Source organism: Nonomuraea phyllanthi (assembly GCF_006334985.2).
GTDB lineage: Bacteria > Actinomycetota > Actinomycetes > Streptosporangiales > Streptosporangiaceae > Nonomuraea > Nonomuraea phyllanthi.
In genome coordinates, this window is the sequence record NZ_VDLX02000005.1 from 397,068 (window position 1) to 414,866 (window position 17,799).

A 17,799-nucleotide genomic window follows, 5' to 3' on the forward strand; every position below is an offset into this window, starting at 1 on the left:
GAGTTATCTATCTCTTACGAGTTGTCAAGGCTAAGGGCGTCGGATATCGTCGCTGGATGGCTGACTCGCTCGACACCGCCACGCGGTCCCGGTCCCGGCGATCCGACGCGCGGCGCAGCATCGACGCCATCCTCAACGCGGCCCGCACCGTCCTCGGCGAGCGACCCGACGCCGGCATGGAGGAGATCGCCACCACGGCCGGCGTCACCCGCCAGACCGTCTACGCGCACTTCCCCTCGCGCGACGCCCTCGTGGCCGCCCTCATCGAGACCGCCGCCGACGAGTACGCCGCCCTGCTCGACGCCGCCGGCCTCGACACCGCCCCGCCCGCCGACGCGCTGGCCCGCTTCCTCGACGCCGGCTGGCGGTTCCTGCGCCGCCACCCCCTGCTGCTCAACTCCGCCGTGACCCGCAACCACCGGCCCGAGAGCAACGACCCCCACGACGTCGTGCCGCCACGGCTCGAACGGCTCGTCCAGCGGGGCCAGCGCACGGGCGACTTCGACCCGTCACTTCCCGCCGACTGGCTCGCCGCCGCCGTCATCGGGCTCCAGCACACCGCCGCGGAGGAGATCGCCGACGGGCGCCGCCCGGCCGATGAGGCGGCGGCGCTGTGCCTGGAGAGCGCGCTGCGCCTCTGCGGCGGCGGCCAGGCCGCCCGCCGCTAGATGATCTCCAGGTTGGCCATCATGCCCATGTCCTCGTGCTCGGCGTTGTGACAGTGGAAGAGGTAGCGGCCGCGGTAGCCGTCGAAACGGGTGATGATCTCGGCCGCCTCGCCGGGCCGTAGCGCGATGGTGTCCTTGAGGCCCGCGTCGTGGGGGAGCGGCGGCCGGCCGCCGCGCGAGAGCACCTGGAAGCCGACCAGGTGCAGGTGGACGGGATGGTGGACGTCGGCGATCAGCCGCCACACCTCGACGTCGCCGAGCCGGGCGGTGACGTCGGCGCGCGCCGGGTCGAACGGCAGGCCGCCGATGACCCACCCGTGGCCCGCGTGCGTCCGCCCCGCGCGGAAGGAGAAGTCGCGCACCCTGACGGCGTCCGAACGGCGCCAGGCCGGCAGGTCGGCGCAGAGCGTGCCGGGGACACGACTCCCGTCGGGGGCGCGGCGGGCGACCCGGAACGCCATCACGTCCCTGGTACGCCCCGAGCCGAGCCGGTTGACGATCCTGACGCGGCCGCCGATCGGGACGCCGGAGAAGTCGATGACCACGTCGTAGCGTTCGGCCGGGGCCATCGGCAGGAGGCGGTGGGTGACAGGGGCGGCGAGCAGCCCCTGGTCGGAGCCGATCTGCACGAGGTCGAGGCGGCGCCCGCCGTCGGCGACGGCCTCCAGCTCGTAGTGGCGGGCGTTGGAGGCGTTGAGGAGGCGCAGCCGGTAGCGGGCCGCGTCGACCTCGTGCACGGGCCACGGCGCGCCGTTGACCAGGATGACGTCGCCGAGCACTCCGGCCAGGTACGGCTCGCGCACCCCCGGCCGTTGTCGCAGGGTGGGGTCGAGGGCGGGATAGGCGAGGCCGCCGTCCGCGTCGAACGCCCGGTCGGCGATCATGAGGGGCAGCTCGCGCGGCCCGGCGGGCAGGCCGAGCGCGTCCTCGGCGTCGTCGCGTACGAGGTGCAGCCCGGCCAGGCCGCGCCAGATCGCGGGAGCGGTGAAGTCCATCCGGTGGTCGTGGTACCACAGCAGCGTCGCCCGCTGGTCGAGCGGGAAGGTGTAGTCGCGCGTCAGCCTGGTCACCGCGGCCCGCGGATCGTGCATGCCGCCGCCGTGCCCCGTGTCGTGCCCCATGGCGCCGCTCGTGACGTCGCCCACGGCGTCGCCGTGCCAGTGTCCGGGCAGGACGAGGTCGGTGGGGTAGCCGTCGGAGGCCGCCGGGGTGCGTCCGCCGTGCAGGTGCACGACGGTCGGCACGGGCAGCTCGTTGCGGTGCGTCACGGTGACCGGCCGGCCGCGCCGCGACTCGATCGCCGGCCCCGGAAAGGTGCCCTCGTACGTCCACAGCGGCGTCCTCACGCCGGGCAGGATCTCCGCGACCGCCTCGCGCTGGGTGATCTCGTACCGGTCGACGCCGCCTGAGGTGCTGACCGGCTTCAGTACGGCGGGAAGCGGCAGCGGCACCTGGAACGGCGGCGGGAGCGGCACGGCGCTGCGCAGCTCGGCGCCGGTGATCGCGGGCCGGCGGGCCAGCGCGGCGGCGCTCGTCAGCCCGGTGGCCGCCATCAGCCCGAGCGCCCCGCCGATGCCCAGGGCCCGCCGCCTGCTCACGCCACGGTGGTCACGCACGGCCGGCCCCCTCGCGCACGAGCGGTCGCCGCCACACGTCGATGAACTGCACCACGACCGCGACGACGGTCGTCACCCCCAGCGGGAGGTGCAGCCAGAGCGCGCCGTCCAGCCCGGCGAAGTACTGCACCGTCTCGGCCGCCACCACCGCCATCGTGGCGACGAACGGCCAGGCCTGGCGCAGCCTGACCCACACCACGATCGCCGCGATCACCTGCAGGTATCCGATGGAGGTGGCGACGTCGGCGCCGGCCGCGTGCAGGCCCAGCCCGGCGTAGTCACCGCTCAGGTACACCCCGGCGAACACCGGCTGGCCGGCGATCGCCACCGCATGCGCGCTGACGGCGGCCCGCAGCGTCCACCCCGCGGGTGTCGTCCGGGACGCGGTGAGCATGTGGATCCCCCCTTACTCCGTATCCGCGATGCGCGAACGCCAGCGACACTATGGCTTGTGGGTTATCTTGTCTAAGATCAATATTGCTATGGTGTTATGCGCGGGGAGTCATGATGGATCTCAACACGCTCCGGCAGTTCCTGGTGGTGGCGCGGCTGGAGCACCTCAGCCGCGCGGCCGATGAGCTGCGCGTCGCCCAGCCGTCGCTGAGCCGTACCATCGCCAGGCTGGAGGGCGAGCTGGGCGCGCCGCTGTTCGACCGGAGCGGCCGGCTCCGGCTCAACGACGCGGGCAGGATCTTCCGCGATCACGTCGAGCGCTCGCTCGGCGAGCTGGAGGCGGGCAGGCGCGCCGTCGCCGAGGCGACCAGCGAGGGCCTGGGCACCGTACGGCTGGCGTCGGAGACCTTCCTCACCCTCGCCGGGCCGCTCGCGGCCTACAAGCGAGCCCATCCTTCGGTCGAGATCGAGCTCCACTGGTCCTCGGCCGAGGACATGGCCCGCCACCTGCGGGCCCAGGACGTCGACCTGTGCGTCGCCTCGCAGCCGATCCACGCCGACGGCCTGGAGTCGGCGCGGCTGTTCGAGGAGGCGGTCGGGGTGGGTGTGCCGCTCGATCATCCGCTGGCGGGCCGTACGTCCGTGAGCATCGACGAGCTCGCCGGCCAGCCCTTCATCACCGCCCGCAAGGGGCACTGGATCCGCCGCCTGCTCGACCGGCTCTTCGCCGCGAGGGGCGGCGCGCCGAAGATCGTCTGCGAGAGCGACGAGCCCGCCGCCATCGCCGAGCTGATCAGCGCGGGGCTCGGCATCGGCCTCGTGCCCGCCTTCGCGCGCCGCAGCGCCACGCGTACCCCCACCGCCGCCTGGATCGCGGTCGACAGCCCCGACTGCCGCCGCACGGTCACCCTGCACTGGGGCGCCGAGAGCCACCTGTCGCCCGCCGCCCGCCTGATGCGGGCCACGATCGCCGGCTGGGACTGGAGCGCCGGCGAACCCTCGACGAACACGGACGAACACGGATGAACGTTGAGGAACGCTGAACGCTCCGGCGCGGGCGATGGCGCTCAGCCCGCCGTCCAATGGCGGAGCTTGTCGCGGTTGCGCACGGCCCAGACGCGCGTGATCCGGTCGCCCGCGACCTCGAACGCGCACACGGACACGGTGACGCCGTCCTGCCGGGCGATCAGGCCCGGCTGCCCGTTGACCGCCCGCTCCAGGATCGTCAGGTCGCGCAGCCTGGCCTCCCAGGCGAGCTTGAAGTCCCTGACGACGCCGGCCTGCCGGCTCGCCACAGCGGCGGGGGCCCGCGAGGCGTCGATGCGGCGGCGCGCCGAGGACGCCGGCTTGCGGCAGGCCGCCGGGCTGCGGCCCCCTCTCCGCGGCCCGGTTGTTCGCGACGATGCTGGCGCGGGCGAGGAGAAAGGCCATCCGGGTGCGGGCGAGGAGCGCCATGGGCGGCATGAGATGTCCAGGAGTGGCGCGGGGCTCGTGGGCGCTCTCAGCGCGTTTCCGCTGTTCAGGGCTAGGTGTTGATCTCCATCACCCAGACCGAGACGTGATCGGGCCCGCACGTGTAGACCATCCGGAAGGTGTCAGTGCGGAGCTCGAACGCGTCGGGAATGCCTCCGTACGGCACGGCCGCGAGGGGTTCGGGTTCCTCGACCAGGTCGAGGAGGGTATTCGCGATGGCGGTCCGCAGGCCCGGCGCCGCTTGGCGAAGGATGTCGAGTACCGCGAGGTCGATGTGGAGGCGCCGTTTCAAGAGTGCTCGCTAGGGGGTCGGTAGGCCGAGGTCGGCATACAGGGCTTCTTCGCTGTCGTAGGTCGCCATTTCGCGATCGCCGCGCGCATGTGCTGCGATCGCTTCCCTTACCTGGCCGGCCTCCAGTTCCCGGCGTGCTCGGAGTAGTTCCTGGTAGTCGGCTTCGGAGATGAGGACGGCCCGCTCCGTGGTGGAGCGGCGGATGGTGGTGGGCTGGTGGCCGTGTACGGCGCGCGCTACGAGCGTGCCGAGTTGGCTGCGGGCTTCGGCAATTCCCAGTGGCTCATGCGTGGTGGTCATGCGGGTAACTCACTCCTGCTTGCCCGTGACCGGGTCGCTCTCCCGGTCTGCGGCTTGGTGGATGTCTCCACCATACGGAAATCTGAGCAGCTTGCACAGGGAGTTCAACATGTACATGTTGCTCAACTGTCCTGATCCTTATCACCGGGAATGTCGATTCCCGTCGATACGATCAAGGCGGTCACCAGCACGGGACAGCGAGGCGGAAGGGCAATGACGATCGAGCACCTGCCGGAAGCGGTCTCGAAGGGCCCGGAGAGCCTGCCCGCCGTGGCGACCTCACCCGAAGGAAGGACGCCGGCCCGGAACTTGGTCGACCGCGTACCGGCACAAAGCACATCGTCGCGCTGCGCCAAGTGCCCGACAAGGCGTGGCTCCTCGGGAACATGACTGCTGACGATCGCGACCGCGCTCAGCGCGTCGCCCAGTTCCGGTCGCCGCCCTGTTCTCGACCGGCGCCCGCCGGTCCGAACTGGCCGCGGTGGCGCTGGCCGACTACGAGCCGGTCGCCTGGTCCATGCGCATCCGGTACGGCAAACGGAACAAGGAACGGTACGTGTACCTCACCTCCAGCGCGGTCGGCCGTATCGAGGCATGGCCGGCCGTTCGTGGCAGCGACCGGGGCGGACTGTTCCCGCCGTTCACCCCACGCGGCGGCCACGACCGCGCGATACGACCTGCGGCCTGGCCCGTCGCCGCCGGCGCTGCGGGCCGCGGCTGACACCGCGCTCCATGTCACCGATCGCCCGCACGCTCACCCCGGAGGCATGGGAGAGCTCCTCGATCGTCAGACCCGCGGTCTGCCGGAAGGTCCTCAGCAGGATTCCGTAGGAGAACTCCTCGCCCGATCCCTCACCCCCTCGCCCTACGGCAGGCAGAACCGATCGGCTACTTATGCCTGCCGTTGTGCCTGGCTCTCCCGTGACCGCGCTTGCTTTCATGGTTCTGCGCGCCCGATCGGAACGGACCCGACCTGAGGGGCAGCACGGCTGCCGCGCGCGCATCAACCGTCTTGATTGTGTCGAACCGCTGACAGATGGGGAAGTTCATGATCTACTCCCAGCCTCTGGCCGAGCGGCGATCCACCGAAGCACGCGCCGCACGGTGCCGGCCGGGCGGTGCCGATGCCTGACGGGGATCCACTGGTGCGGCTGCACGGCCGGCAGGTCGAGTGCGAGCGGCTGGACCGGCTCGTCGCCTCGGTGCGGGACGGCCGCAGCGCGGTTCTGGTGCTGCGCGGCGAGTCCGGCATCGGCAAGACGGCGCTGCTGGAGCACGTACGGGCCGGCGCGTCCAGGTGCCGGATCGCCCGGGCGGCGGGCGTGGAGTCCGAGATGGAGCTGGCCTTCGGAGGGCTGCACCAGCTCTGCGCACCGTTCCTCGACCACCTGCCCCGGCTGCCGGAGCCGCAGCGCGACGCGCTCGGCACGGCCTTCGGCCTGAGCGCGGGCGGCGCGCCGGACCGCTTCCTGGTCGGCCTCGCGGTGCTGAGCCTGCTCGCCGACGTGGCGGAGAAGGAGCCGCTGGTCTGCCTCGTCGACGACGCCCAGTGGCTGGACCGGGTCTCCGCGCAGGTCCTCGCGTTCGTCGCGCGCCGCCTGCTCGCCGAGCGGATCGGGGTGGTGCTCGCGGTACGCGGGCCCGACCTGCACCAGGAGCTGGCGGGGCTGCCGGAGTTGGAGGTGGGGCGATTGAGCGATGGCGACGCCCGCGCCCTGCTGGACGTCATGACCCCCGGCCGGCTGGACGAGCGGGTACGCGACCGCATCGTCGCCGAGGCCCAGGGCAACCCCCTCGCCCTGCTGGAACTGCCGCGGGGGCTGACGCCGGCGGAGCTGGCCGGCGGATTCGGCCGGCCCGACGCGCGCCCGCCGGCCGGCCGGATCGAGCAGCACTTCCTGCGCCGCGTCCGGTCGCTCCCGGCCGACGCGCAGCGGCTGCTGCTCATCGCGGCGGCCGAGCCGCTGGGCGACGTGGCCCTGCTGACCCGCGCGGCGGAGCTGCTCGGCATCCCGGCCTCCGCGGCGGCGCCCGCCGAAGCGGCCGGACTGATCACCATCAGGACCCGGGTCCGGTTCCGCTACCTGCTGGTTCGCTCGGCCGCCTATCGTGCGGCGTCCCCGGCGGACCGGCAGAGCGTGCACCGCGCGCTGGCCGAGGCGACCGACCCGGGGGCCGACCCCGAGCGCCGGGCCTGGCATCTGGCCAACGCGACCGCCGGACCGGACGAGGCGGTGGCCGCCGAGCTGGCGCGCTGCGCCGACCTGGCCCAGGCGCGCGGCGGCGTCGCGGCGGCCGCGGCCTTCCTGGAACGGGCGGCCGAGCTGACCCCCGATCCCGCCCGCCGGGGTGCCAGAGCGCTGGCCGCGGCCCGGGCCAAGCACCAGGCCGGCGGGTTCGACGCCGCGCTGAAGCTGCTCGACGCCGCCGAGCTCAGCCCTCTCGACGAACGCGAGCTCGCCCGGGCCGGCCTGCTGCGCGGCCAGATCGTCTTCGCGGCCAGAAGCGCCCGCACAGCCCTTCCCCTGCTGCTCAAGGCGGCCGAACGGCTGGAGCCGGTGGATCCCGGGCGGGCCAGGGAGGCGTACCGCGACGCGCTGCACGCCGTCATGACCGCCGGCCGCCTGCCCGGCGGCACGCGGTTCGCGGACGTCGCCAGGGCGTCGCTCGCCACCCCGCCGGGGGCGGGGCCTGAGCGCAACGATCTGTTCATGGACGGCGTGGCCGTGCTGGCCACCGAGGGGTACGCGGCCGGCGTGCCGATGGTGCGCCAGGCCCTGGACGCCTTCCGCACCGGAGACCTCACCCGGGAAGAGGGCCTGAGCTGGCTCCCGTTCGCCTCCCGCATGGCCCACAACGTCTGGGACTTCGACGGCTGGACGGCGCTCTCGGCGAGGCTGGCCGCCCTGGCGCGCGAGACGGGGACGCTGTCGGTGCTGCCGGTGGCGCTGCTGCTGCTCGTGTCGAACCGGACCCTCGCCGGCGAGCTCGCCGGCGCCGACGCGCTGCTGGCCGAGGCGGTCACGATCGGCGAGGTGACGGGCAGCCGCTTCCTGGCCCAGTACGCGGCCCTCCTGCTCGAGCCCTGGAGAGGCAGGGAGGCCGCGACCCGCAGGGCGATCGAGGCCGTCAGGCACGAGGCCGCCCTGCGGGGGGAAGGCAAGGTGGAGACCGCCACCCAAGTGGCGAGCGCGGTGCTCTGCAACGGCCTCGGCCGCCACGAGGAGGCGTACGCCGCCGCCGAGCGGGGCGCCAGGCACCCGCAGGAGCTCGGCGGGCCGTTCATCAGGTCCCTCGTCGAGCTCGTGGAGGCCGCCTCCCGGAGCGGGCGGCCCGCCCGCGCCGCCCAGGCCGCCCGGCAACTCGACGAGCTGGCCCAGGCCGGCGGCACCGACTGGGCTCTGGGCACGTCCGCGAGCGCGCGGGCCCAGGTCAGCGAAGGGCCGGCCGCCGAGGCCCTGTACCGGGAGGCGATCGAGCGGCTCAACCGCACCGAGGCCAGGATGGTGGAGGCGCGCGCCCGGCTGCTCTACGGCGAGTGGCTGCGGCGGGAGAACCGCCGCGCCGACGCCCGCGAGCACCTGGGCACCGCGTACGAGCTGCTCGGCAAGATGGGCGCCGAGGCGTTCGCCGCGCGTGCCCGCCGCGAGCTGCAGGCCACCGGCGAGAAGGTGCGCAAGCGCGCCGCCGAGGTGGGCACGACCTTGACCGCCCAGGAAGCGGAGGTCGCGCGGCTGGCCGGTGAAGGGCTGACGAACCCCGAGATCGGCGCCCGGCTGCTCATCAGCCCGCACACCGTCGAATGGCACCTGCGCAAGGTCTTCGCGAAACTCGGCATCGTCTCGCGCAAGCAGATCCGTACGTCGCTGCTGAACGGTGCGATGGCGGTGGCCTGACGCCGACGCGTCCGCCTTCTCAGCCTCCGACGTGCCGCACGTGCGGGAAGGCCGGCCAGCCGGGCGATCCGCCGTGGACGAAGGCCGTCCAGGCCCGCTGCACCTGCTCCGTGAGCTGGCCGAGCCGGGCGGGTTCGGCGCCGGCCAGCATGGGGGAGTCACGCCAGGCCCGCTGGGTGCCGAAGACGAACGGCAGCTCGATGCAGTGGCAGGCGCCGTACGGGCTGCCCGGCGGCGACCAGTCGAACCGGTAGGCGTACGCCGAGCGCGCCTGTCCAGCCAGGCGCAGGCTGCCTTCGCTGAACAAGCGCTCGGTGAGCTCCGCGCCGGCCTGGGGGAAGAAGGCGCGCGCCTCGTCCCGGGTGGTGCCGATCAGCACGGGCGGCCGGATCCGGGTGCCGGTGGTCAGGTCGGCCGGCACGCCGTCGCCGGCGACGAGCTGGAAGGGCGGCGTGACCGCCATGGGCCGCGCGGTGCGGCGGGCGGTCTCCCCCTGGGCGGCCAGCAGGTCGGCGACCGGCAGGGCGCGCAGCCGTCCGGCGTCGGCGGGGCGCAGTCCGAGGACGTCCAGGAACACCCGTCCGATCTCGGCGGCCTCGCCGAGGCTGTACGGGGGGACCCCGGCCGGTGTGCTCTGCAGGATGACCTGGCGGAACAGGCCGTGACCGTCGGGGTGGCGCAGCAGGGCCAGCGCGGACAGCGCCCCGGCGGACTGGCCGGCCAGCGTGACCAGGCCGGGATCGCCGCCGAACGCGGCGATGTTCCGGCGCACCCAGCCCAGGGCGGCGAGCTGGTCGAGCAGGCCCAGGTTGGGCGGGGCGAACTCGGGCGACACGTACAGGTAGCCCAGGGCGCCCAGCCGGTAGTTGATCGTGACGACGACCATCCGGCCGCGTCCGGCCAGCAGCGCGCCGTCGTACCAGGCCTGGGAGCCTGACCCCGTCACGAAGCCGCCGCCGTGCAGCCACACCAGGACCGGCAACCCGCCGCCGCCCGGCGTCCAGACGTTCAGCGACAGGCAGTCCTCGCCCTGGCGCAGCTCCCCGCCGGGGCCGAGGACGCGTTCGAGGCGGGACACGGGCGGTTGCGGGGCCGCCGGGCCCGGACGGGCGGCATCCAGCACGCCGTCCCACCGCGCCGGCCCCGGCGCGGCGAACCGCTCGGCGCGGGCGTACGGGATGCCGAGACAGGCGGTGACGCCGCCGCCCGCCGGGCCGCCGCGCAGCGTCCCGGCCGGCGCGTGGATCGGACCGGTCACCGCTCACCCCTCCAGGAAGGCCAGCGCGGCGCCGCGGGCCTGGGCGGCTCCGACGTGGAAGCCGCCGGGCAGGTCGCCCGTGCTGAACCCGTTGCCCTCCACCAGCTCGCGGGCCGCGCGCACGTCTCGTACGGTCACAGTCTGCCCGGCCATGTACGGCAGCACGGGCACCGGCTCCCCGGGCAGCATCGCGCGGAAGGCGGACACCGCGACGATCTCCACCCGGCCCAGCGGGAGCGGCAGCACCCGCAGCGGCCCCTCGGCCGCCGGCTCGGTGTCCAGGATGAGGGCGTAGCGGGCGACGGTGTCCTCCAGGTCGGCGTCGTCCACCACGAGCAGCACGCTGTGCAGGCCGGTGGCGCCGTTGGCGTGCTCCAGATGGCGGGGCTGGTGGATGAGCTCGGGGGTCAGGTGGTGCGCGACGTGGATCAGCCCTTCCGGGGTGAGCGCGCGGTCGAGGTGGACCGCCTGGAAGCGGGCGGTCGCCACCCCGCCGGGTGTCGGCACGTCACGCTGCAGCGGCAGCACCCCGGAGGAGGACAGCCCGGCCGCCCGTAGCCGCTGCTCGGCGGCCTCGATGCCGGCGCAGCCGAAGGAGTAGCCGTGCAGGCCCTCGTACTGCTCGATGAGCGGGCGGACGTTCCAGGGGTCGGCCGAGCCGTCCCCGAACAGGCCCAGCAGTTCCAGGTAGGTGCGGCCGAACAGGGCACACCGGTTGCCGGCGCCCATCGGCCTGCGCTCGCCGCCGGGGCGGTCGGAGCCGAGGTGCATGGAGAGCGGGCTCAGCGTGAAGCCCAGCGCCTCGTAGGTCGCCGCGGTGGCGTCCATGTCGGTGGTGTAGAGGACGGAGTGGTCGATGCGGTCGATGTCAGAAGCGATCATGGCTCACAGGCTGCTGTCGCGGCGGCGCCGGCTCCAGCGGGCGGGTCATGATCGGCGCGTTTCGACGTTCGCGGGGCTGTGGTGACGGATTTCCGCGCATGCGGCGCCCGCCGGCTCAGCCCGGCGCGCTCGTGGGCCTCGCCAGGGCGGCGAGGGTGCCGTCGATGAACACGCGCAGGCCGTGCTCGAAGGCCCGCTCGCCGATCGGGCCGCCGCTTTCGCGCACGGCCGCCACGAGCGTGGCCCCTGCGCCGCCGTCCGCTGCACCGCCGTCCGGCGGCGGGGCGGCCTCCTGGAGGGCGGCCTGCTCCTGCAGGACGAACCCGTTCACGAAGTACGTCACGGACGCGATCGTGTGCAGGGCCATCGCCGGAGTGAATCCCCGCTCGACCATGGCGCTCAGTTCCTCGTCGAACAGCCGGACGGTCTCCGGGCTCAGGCTCCGGGCGTGCGCGACGACGCGGGCGCCGTCGCGGTGGGCGAGCAGGGACGCGCGGTACGCCCGCGCGCGGCGGGCGAGCCACTCCTGCCAGGATTCGCCGTCGCGGGGCGGCCCCATGCCGGGCGCCCGGCAGATCGCGTCGGCCATCCCGTCGAGCAGCTCCTGCTTGGTGCGGATGTGCCAGTACAGCGCGGGGGACCGCACGCCGAGTTCGGCGGCGAGCCTGCGCACCGTGAGCCCTTCCAGCCCCACCTCGTCGAGCAGCCGCAGCGCGGTGTCGATCAACAGCTGCCGGGTCAGGCCGGGCCGCTTGTCGGTACGCATGCCGGTACCTTAGCATTGCTAAGTTCGTCCTTAGCAGCGCTAAGTCGGAGGCGTGATGATCACAACCGTGTCGGCGGACGGCACCGGAGTCCGTGCGTACGATGACGGGCAGGGCCCGCCCATCGTGCTGGTCCACCCAGGGCTGTCCGACGGCACGCGGTGCGGGAAGATGGCCGCCATCCTGTCCGACCGCTACCGGGTGCTGCGCCCGGACCGCCGGCAGTACCGGCTCGATCTCAAGACGGGCGCGCCCGTGTGGGTCGAGCAGGAGGTCGAGGACGTGCTGGCGCTCGTACGCGCCGTCGGGTCGCCGGCCGTCCTCTACGGGCACTCCTCCGGCGGGGTCGTCGCGCTGGAGGCCCTGGTGGCGTCGCCGTCGTCGTTCGCGGGCGCCGTGATCTTCGAGCCGGCCGCGGTGATCGGTCCGCCGCTGTCGGGCGAGAACGGCGAGGTGCTGACGCGGGCCCGCGCGGCGATGGCGGCGGGCAGGCCGGGCAAGGCGTTGACGATCTTCATACGTGGCTCCGTCGGGCTGCCGGGCTGGCAGGCGTGGGCCGCCGGCGCGATCACGACCCTCATGCCGCGCTACAGGCGGCTCGTCCCCAGCCAGCTCGACGACCTGGAGGCGATGGACCGGCTCGGCGTGCGGCTCGACGCGTACGCCGGGATCGAGGTCCCGACGGTCCTGCTCGGCGGCGAGCGCAGCCCGGCGCACCTGGCCGAGCGGCTCGACGCGATCCAGCGTGTGATGCCGCGCGCCGAGCGGGTGGTGCTTCCCGGGCTCGACCACGGCGCCGACCTGAAGAAGCCCGGCGAGGTCGCCCGCGTCATCCGGCGGCTGGCCGAGGAGGTGCTGCCCGGGGCCTGACCCCGGAGCGCCGGACACCGCCAGCCCCTCCCCGCCCGGGACACCCTGACGCCGAGCCCCCTGGACCGGCAGCGCGAGGCGCCGGCCGGGAACGAAACATTCGTTCAAGACGCCCTGACCCTGAGCTTGTGATGCTCGCTCCCGTACCGGCACAGGCCCCACGTGCGGCGGCCGTGGAGCTCCGAGCGACAGGAGAGGCGATGACGAACACCGCGAACACCGCGAACACCGCGGACAGCGCGCCAGAAGTTCAGGTGACGGGTGGACGGCTGCGGGGGCGGATGGACGGGGAAGTAGCGGCGTTCCTCGGGATCCCGTACGCCGCCCCGCCCTTCGGGACGCGCCGCCTGCGGCCCCCCGAGCCGCCCGCGCGGTGGGAGGGGCTGCGCGCCGCCACCGGCTACGGGCCGACCTGCCCGAAGGGCGACTACGCTCCGGACAGCGCGGAGCTGTTCCCCGAGGTCGTGATCCCCGGCGAGGAATGCCTCAACCTCAACGTGTGGACCCCCGACCCCGGCGGCTCCGGCCTGCCGGTGCTGGTCTGGATCCACGGCGGCATGTTCACGAAGGGGTCGGGATCCGTCCCGGGCTACCGCGGCACCTCCTTCGCCCGCGACGGGGTCGTGTGCGTCACGATCAACTACCGGCTCGGCGCCGAGGGCTTCCTCCACCTCGATGACGGCATCTCGAACCTGGGCCTGCTGGACCAGATCGCCGCGCTCGAATGGGTCCGGCGCGAGATCGCGGCCTTCGGCGGCGATCCGGGGAAGGTGACCGTCGCCGGCCAGTCCGCCGGGGCCATGAGCGTCATCACCCTCATGGCCACGCCCCGCGCCCGGGGCCTGTTCAGCCAGGCGGTCGCCCAGAGCGGGGCGGTCGCCCAGACGCTGACGGCCGAGACCGCCGCGGGGATCGCCTCGCAGCTGGCCGGGTCGCTCGGAGTGGCCGCGACCCGCGAGGCCTTCCGCGAGGTGCCGGCCGCACGGCTCGCGCGGGCGGCGTCCGCGCTCGCCGACAAGTTCCAGACCGCCGCGAACCCGGCCGAGTGGGCGAGCCTTCCCTTCGCCCCGGTCATCGACGGCGACCTCCTCCCCGAGCACCCGCTCGACGCGCTGCGAAAGGGCGCCGGCCGGGGCGTGCGGCTCCTGGCCGGGGGAAACCGGCACGACACCCGGATCGGCCTCGTCCCCACCGGCATGATCGACCTCATCGACGAGAGCGCGCTCGCCGCGGTAGCGGCCGCCCTGGGCGCGCCCGACGGGACGGTCGAGCGCTATCGGGCGGCCCGGCCGGGAGCGAGCCCCGGGGAGCTGCTCGCCGCCGTCACCACCGACTGCTTCATCCGGGTTCCGGCGATCCGCGTCGCCGAGGCACGCATCGAGGCCGGCGCGGCCGACACCTGGCTGTACCGCTTCGACCACGAGTCGCCGAGCTTCGCCGGCCGGCTCGGCGCCGCGCACGCGGTGGAGCTCCCGTACGTGTTCGACCTCCTCGACGACGAGTCCGGCCACGCCCTCATCGGCGGCGAACCCCCGCAGGCCGTGGCCGACACGGCCCACGGCGCCTGGGTCCGCTTCGTCGCCGACGGCGACCCGGGCTGGCCCCGATACGACCTGGCCGGCCGGTCCACGGCGCTGATCGACGAGAAGATCACCGTCGCCGGCGACCCCGACGGCGCGGAGCGCGAGGCGTGGTCCGGGCGCCGCTGACCGGGAACCGGGTGGGCCCGCCGCGACATGGCTTCTACGATGTCGGAGTGCGACCTGCCGAGCCGGCTCGCGCCGGTACGCCCCGCTGGAAGATCACGGTTCCGCCGCGCCCTGGCCGGCTGCCGGGAGTGGTGATGGCGGGATTCAGCGATCAGGCGAACGAGTTCGCCGACGTCGCGCTGGTCCCGCACCCCGCCGTCACGGTGATCTTCGACCTCGGTGACCGGCCCTTCGTGGTGGAGGACGGCCGCGGAGCGCGGCAGCGCGAGCGCGTCGTCGCCGGGCTCGCGCCCGACGGGGCCCGGGGGAGGGGGCTGGCCAGGAGTTCCGAGTGCCTCCAGCTGCGGCTCTCGCCGATCGTGGCGCACGCGGTCCTGGGCGCGTCCTCGGAACTGGGCGGGACGCTGGCCGCCCTCGACGATCTTTGGGGACGGGACGCCGTACGCACCCAGGAGCGGCTGCGTGCCGCCAGGTCGTGGGACGACCGGTTCGCGATCGCGGAGGCCGCGCTGGCACGGCGGGTGGACGCGGGCCGGGCCGTCGACCCGGAGGTCGCCTTCTCCTGGAGGCGGATGGTGGCCACCGGGGGGCGGGTGCGCGTCGAGCGGCTGGTCGCCGAGCTCGGCTGGAGCCGCAAGCGGCTGTGGTCCCGCTTCCGCGCCCAGGTCGGCCTCACCCCCAAGCGGGTCGCCCAGCTCATCCGCTTCGACCACGCGGCCCGCCGCCTCGCCGCCGGCCACAGCGCCGCCCTGGTGGCCGCGGAGAGCGGCTACGCCGACCAGTCCCACCTCCACCGGGACGTCATGGCCTTCGCCGGGATGACGCCGGCCGGGGTCGCGGTCTCGCCGTTCCTCGCGCTGGACGATGTCGCCTGGCCGGCCGGACGCTCACCGCGCTCGACGATGTCGCCCGGCCGGCCGGACGCTCATCGCGCCAGTGACGCCCCCTGATGCCGTCGGCGCCGGCCCCGTCCGCTCACCGCTGTCTGGCCGGGCGGACGACCAGCTCGTTGACGTCCACCTCCGGCGGCTGCCCGATCGCGAAGGCGACGGCGTCGGCGATGGCCTCCGGCGGTATGGCCGCCGCCCGGTACGTCCGCATCGCCTCGCGCGCCCCCGGATCGGTGATCGTGCCGGCGAGTTCCGACTCCACGACGCCGGGAGAAACCGTGGTGACCCGGATGCCGGGGTCGAGCTCCTGGCGCAGGCCCTCGGTGATGGCCCAGGCGGCGTACTTCGTGGCGCAGTAGACCGCGCCCGTCGGCACCACCTGGTGCGCGCCGATGGAGGCGATCGTGACGAAGTGGCCCTCGCCCTGCCGCTGGAAGTGCGGCAGGGCGGCCGCGATGCCGTGCAGCAGGCCGCGGATGTTGACGTCGATCATCCGGTCCCACTCCTCGACCAGGAGTGAGTCCAGGCGTGACAGGGGCATCACGCCCGCGTTGCCGACCAGGACGTCGACCCGGCCGTGCTCCTCGGCGGCCCCGTCGACGAACGCCGCGACGTCCTCGCGGTCCGTCACGTCGAGGCGGCGCACGTCCACGCTGCCGCCGCCGTTCCTGATGGCCTCGGCGACGGCGGCCAGCCGGTCCTCGCGGCGGCCGCCGATGACCAGATGATGACCCTCGCGGGACAGGCGCAGCGCGGTGGCCCGGCCGATGCCGCTGCCCGCGCCGGTGACCAGGACGATCTTCTTCATGGTCACGCGCCCGCCGGGTAGTCGGCGCCGAGCGTGACGTCGCGCCACGCCTCGAACCCGGCCCGCAGCGTGTCGAGGCGGGCGGACGCGATGTCGTACGCGGCCCGGCCGAGCAGCAGCCGCAGCGGCGGCTCGTCGGCCTCGACCGCGGCGATGAGCGCCTCGGCCGCGCGGGCCGGGTCGCCGGGCTGGTGGCCGTAGGTGGCGAGGGTGGAGGCGCGGCGCGCGCCGGCGGTCTCCGCGTAGTCGTCGATGCTGACCGGCGACTGCCGCATGGAAGGGCCGGACCAGTTCGTACGGAACGCCGCCGGCTCGACGATCGTGACCTTGATGCCGAGCGGCGCGACCTCGGCCGCCAGCGACTCGGACAGGCCCTCCACGGCGAACTTGGTGGCGTGGTAGTAGCCGGTCGCGCCGAACGCGGCCAGGCCGCCCAGCGAGGAGACGTTCACGACGTGGCCGCTTCTGCGGGCGCGCATGCCCGGCAGCACGGCCTTCGTGACGTCGGCCAGCCCGAACACGTTGGTGTCGAACAGCGCGCGTACCTCGTCGTCCCGGCCCTCCTCGACGGCCGCGAGGTAGCCGTATCCGGCGTTGTTGACGAGGACGTCGATGCGGCCGAAGGCGGACTCGGCCTGCTCGACCGCCTCGGCGATCTGGGCCTGGTCGGTGACGTCGAGCGGGAGCGCGATGGCGCGGTCGCCGTGGCCGGCGACGAGGCCGGCGAGCTGCCGGGGGTCGCGGGCGGTGACGGCCGCGCGCTCGCCGCGTTCCAGCACGGCGGTGGCCAGGGCGCGGCCGAGGCCGGTGGAGCAGCCGGTGATGAACCAGACGGACATGATGGTCTTCCTCGGTGGTAGGGCATGGCGACATGGCGCCTCGGCCGGTGTCCGGCCGGGCGGGGTCGCCGATCAGGGATTCGCTAGGCGGTCAGCGAGCCGAGCAGGGACAGCGCGTCCTCGGACGGGCTGCCGGGGTCGGCCTGGTAGACGACCAGTTGCTGGCCCGGCGCGCTGTTGACGGTCAGTGATTCGTAGTGCAGGGTCAGCTCTCCCACCAGGGGATGGCGGAAGCGCTTGGTCTCGTGGGTCTTCTGGCGGATGTCGTGGCGGGCCCAGAGCCGGCGGAAGTCCTCGCTCTTGACCGACAGCTCCCCGACCACCTCGATCAGCCGGGGGTCGTCCTGGTCGGTGCCGGCCCCCGCCCGCAGGCCGGCGACGGTGTTGACCGCCACCCGGTCCCAGTCGGGGTAGAACTCCCTCGCGTCGGGATCGAGGAACACCAGCCGGACCAGGTTCCGGCTGTGGGCGTGGCCGTCGAACAGGGCGCCGCCGAGCGCGTTGCAGGCCAGCACGTCGAGACAGCGGCCGAGGACCACGGCCGGGGTGTGCGGCCAGAGGTCCATCATGCGCAGCAGGCGCGGGCTGACCTGCTCGTGCCCGCCGGCCGGCCGCCCGCGCCCGGCCGGGTGGGCCAGCCGGTGCAGGTGCTCGGCCGCGTCCGCCTCCAGATCGAGGGCGCGGGCGAGCGCGTCGACCACCTGGGCGGAGGGGTGGCGCTCGCGGCCCTGCTCCAGCCGTACGTAGTAGTCGGTGCTCATGCCCGCGCGCCGGGCGACCTCCTGCCTGCGCAGCCCCGCCACGCGCCGGCGGGCGCCGACGGGCACGCCGACGTCCTCCGGCCGCACCAGCTCGCGGCGGGCGCGCAGGAACTCTCCGAGCGGGTTCTGCCTGTCCATGCCTTCGAGGCTAGGCCAGGTTCGCGCCCGGCAGGAGCCCTCAAGGTGGCCGCGCCGCTCCCACCATCAGAGCCGGCGCACGGCCTCAAGCCCCGTGCCACGCGTCGGTCTACTCCGAAGGTCGTACACCGGCCTGCCTTCACTCCCGATGCGGTAGCCGGAACAGGCTTCCCCCGGCTGACGACGGCGGCGAGCCCGGCGCGGCAGCATCTCCTGTGACCATCTCCTCCCCGGAAAGGAAG

At 74.1% G+C, this 17,799-nt stretch carries 19 protein-coding genes; 7 read left to right on the plus strand and 12 right to left on the minus strand.

Going from position 1 to position 17,799, the window contains the following annotated elements:
* Nucleotides 1-56 precede the first annotated feature (56 nt).
* A complete protein-coding gene (locus FH608_RS16195; protein ID WP_139631311.1) occupies nucleotides 57-668 on the plus strand; it encodes a TetR/AcrR family transcriptional regulator in 612 nt (203 codons plus the stop codon).
* Here the strand turns inward: FH608_RS16195 and FH608_RS16200 are convergent.
* Both FH608_RS16200 and FH608_RS16205 read right to left on the minus strand, forming a co-directional pair.
* Nucleotides 665-2,284, minus strand: coding sequence for a multicopper oxidase family protein (locus FH608_RS16200; protein WP_226899581.1), 1,620 nt, complete (start codon nucleotides 2,282-2,284; stop codon nucleotides 665-667). The genes FH608_RS16195 and FH608_RS16200 overlap by 4 nt on opposite strands.
* Nucleotides 2,277-2,678 (minus strand): hypothetical protein, encoded by a 402-nt coding sequence (locus FH608_RS16205; protein WP_139631312.1) that lies wholly within the window; start codon nucleotides 2,676-2,678, stop codon nucleotides 2,277-2,279. Before FH608_RS16205 ends, FH608_RS16200 begins: the two co-directional genes overlap by 8 nt.
* 110 nt (nucleotides 2,679-2,788) lie before the next feature.
* Between FH608_RS16205 and FH608_RS16210 the strand changes: the two genes are divergently transcribed.
* Nucleotides 2,789-3,703 (plus strand): LysR family transcriptional regulator, encoded by a 915-nt coding sequence (locus FH608_RS16210; protein ID WP_226899582.1) that lies wholly within the window; start codon nucleotides 2,789-2,791, stop codon nucleotides 3,701-3,703.
* A 41-nt stretch (nucleotides 3,704-3,744) separates the two neighbouring features.
* Here the strand turns inward: FH608_RS16210 and FH608_RS16215 are convergent, their stop codons facing one another.
* The 3 genes from FH608_RS16215 to FH608_RS16225 all read right to left on the minus strand — a co-directional run bounded on the left by FH608_RS16215 (nucleotide 3,745) and on the right by FH608_RS16225 (nucleotide 4,742).
* Nucleotides 3,745-3,972 carry a hypothetical protein gene (locus tag FH608_RS16215; protein ID WP_193318450.1) on the minus strand — a complete coding sequence of 76 codons (228 nt, stop codon included), beginning with the start codon at nucleotides 3,970-3,972 and terminating at the stop codon, nucleotides 3,745-3,747.
* 230 nt (nucleotides 3,973-4,202) lie between these two features.
* Nucleotides 4,203-4,442, minus strand: coding sequence for a hypothetical protein (locus FH608_RS16220; protein ID WP_139631313.1), 240 nt, complete (start codon nucleotides 4,440-4,442; stop codon nucleotides 4,203-4,205).
* A gap of 9 nt (nucleotides 4,443-4,451) precedes the next feature.
* The gene (locus FH608_RS16225) at nucleotides 4,452-4,742 is read right to left on the minus strand and encodes a type II toxin-antitoxin system Phd/YefM family antitoxin (protein WP_139631314.1); all 291 of its coding nucleotides are present in this window, start codon (nucleotides 4,740-4,742) and stop codon (nucleotides 4,452-4,454) included.
* A 481-nt stretch (nucleotides 4,743-5,223) separates the two neighbouring features.
* On the opposite strand from FH608_RS16225, the gene FH608_RS16230 reads away from it, so the two are divergent.
* Nucleotides 5,224-5,463 (plus strand): hypothetical protein, encoded by a 240-nt coding sequence (locus tag FH608_RS16230; RefSeq protein ID WP_193318466.1) that lies wholly within the window; start codon nucleotides 5,224-5,226, stop codon nucleotides 5,461-5,463.
* On the opposite strand, the gene FH608_RS54380 is transcribed toward FH608_RS16230, so the two are convergent.
* Nucleotides 5,384-5,746, minus strand: coding sequence for a helix-turn-helix domain-containing protein (locus FH608_RS54380; protein ID WP_394367684.1), 363 nt, complete (start codon nucleotides 5,744-5,746; stop codon nucleotides 5,384-5,386). The two genes, FH608_RS16230 and FH608_RS54380, sit on opposite strands and share 80 nt — an antisense overlap.
* Nucleotides 5,747-5,866: 120 nt before the next feature.
* Here FH608_RS54380 and FH608_RS16240 point away from each other — a divergent pair, with 120 nt between their 5' ends.
* Complete coding sequence (locus FH608_RS16240; protein WP_139631316.1) at nucleotides 5,867-8,638, plus strand: helix-turn-helix transcriptional regulator; 2,772 nt, start codon at nucleotides 5,867-5,869, stop codon at nucleotides 8,636-8,638.
* Between the two features lie 19 nt (nucleotides 8,639-8,657).
* Here FH608_RS16240 and FH608_RS16245 read toward each other — a convergent pair whose 3' ends face one another.
* The 3 genes from FH608_RS16245 to FH608_RS16255 all read right to left on the minus strand — a co-directional run bounded on the left by FH608_RS16245 (nucleotide 8,658) and on the right by FH608_RS16255 (nucleotide 11,544).
* On the minus strand, nucleotides 8,658-9,896 hold the full coding sequence (locus FH608_RS16245) for a carboxylesterase family protein (RefSeq protein ID WP_226899583.1): 1,239 nt from the start codon (nucleotides 9,894-9,896) through the stop codon (nucleotides 8,658-8,660).
* A 3-nt stretch (nucleotides 9,897-9,899) separates the two neighbouring features.
* Nucleotides 9,900-10,778 (minus strand): VOC family protein, encoded by an 879-nt coding sequence (locus FH608_RS16250; protein ID WP_139631317.1) that lies wholly within the window; start codon nucleotides 10,776-10,778, stop codon nucleotides 9,900-9,902.
* Between the two features lie 115 nt (nucleotides 10,779-10,893).
* Nucleotides 10,894-11,544, minus strand: a complete 651-nt coding sequence (locus FH608_RS16255) for a TetR/AcrR family transcriptional regulator C-terminal domain-containing protein (protein WP_139631318.1) — start codon at nucleotides 11,542-11,544, stop codon at nucleotides 10,894-10,896.
* Between the two features lie 55 nt (nucleotides 11,545-11,599).
* Here FH608_RS16255 and FH608_RS16260 point away from each other — a divergent pair, with 55 nt between their 5' ends.
* The 3 genes from FH608_RS16260 to FH608_RS16270 all read left to right on the plus strand — a co-directional run bounded on the left by FH608_RS16260 (nucleotide 11,600) and on the right by FH608_RS16270 (nucleotide 15,071).
* A complete protein-coding gene (locus FH608_RS16260) occupies nucleotides 11,600-12,412 on the plus strand; it encodes an alpha/beta fold hydrolase (RefSeq protein ID WP_139631319.1) in 813 nt (270 codons plus the stop codon).
* Nucleotides 12,413-12,612: 200 nt separating this feature from the next.
* Nucleotides 12,613-14,121, plus strand: coding sequence for a carboxylesterase/lipase family protein (locus tag FH608_RS16265; RefSeq protein ID WP_139631320.1), 1,509 nt, complete (start codon nucleotides 12,613-12,615; stop codon nucleotides 14,119-14,121).
* Nucleotides 14,122-14,255: 134 nt separating this feature from the next.
* Entirely contained in the window at nucleotides 14,256-15,071 is an 816-nt protein-coding gene (locus FH608_RS16270; protein WP_139631321.1) for an AraC family transcriptional regulator, read from the plus strand.
* Between the two features lie 25 nt (nucleotides 15,072-15,096).
* On the opposite strand, the gene FH608_RS16275 is transcribed toward FH608_RS16270, so the two are convergent.
* The 3 genes from FH608_RS16275 to FH608_RS16285 all read right to left on the minus strand — a co-directional run bounded on the left by FH608_RS16275 (nucleotide 15,097) and on the right by FH608_RS16285 (nucleotide 17,557).
* On the minus strand, nucleotides 15,097-15,819 hold the full coding sequence (locus FH608_RS16275; protein WP_139631533.1) for an SDR family oxidoreductase: 723 nt from the start codon (nucleotides 15,817-15,819) through the stop codon (nucleotides 15,097-15,099).
* 2 nt (nucleotides 15,820-15,821) lie between these two features.
* Nucleotides 15,822-16,658: an oxidoreductase gene (locus FH608_RS16280; protein ID WP_139631322.1), complete on the minus strand. Its 837-nt coding sequence runs from the start codon at nucleotides 16,656-16,658 to the stop codon at nucleotides 15,822-15,824.
* A gap of 83 nt (nucleotides 16,659-16,741) precedes the next feature.
* Nucleotides 16,742-17,557, minus strand: coding sequence for a helix-turn-helix domain-containing protein (locus FH608_RS16285; RefSeq protein ID WP_139631323.1), 816 nt, complete (start codon nucleotides 17,555-17,557; stop codon nucleotides 16,742-16,744).
* Nucleotides 17,558-17,799: the final 242 nt, after the last annotated feature.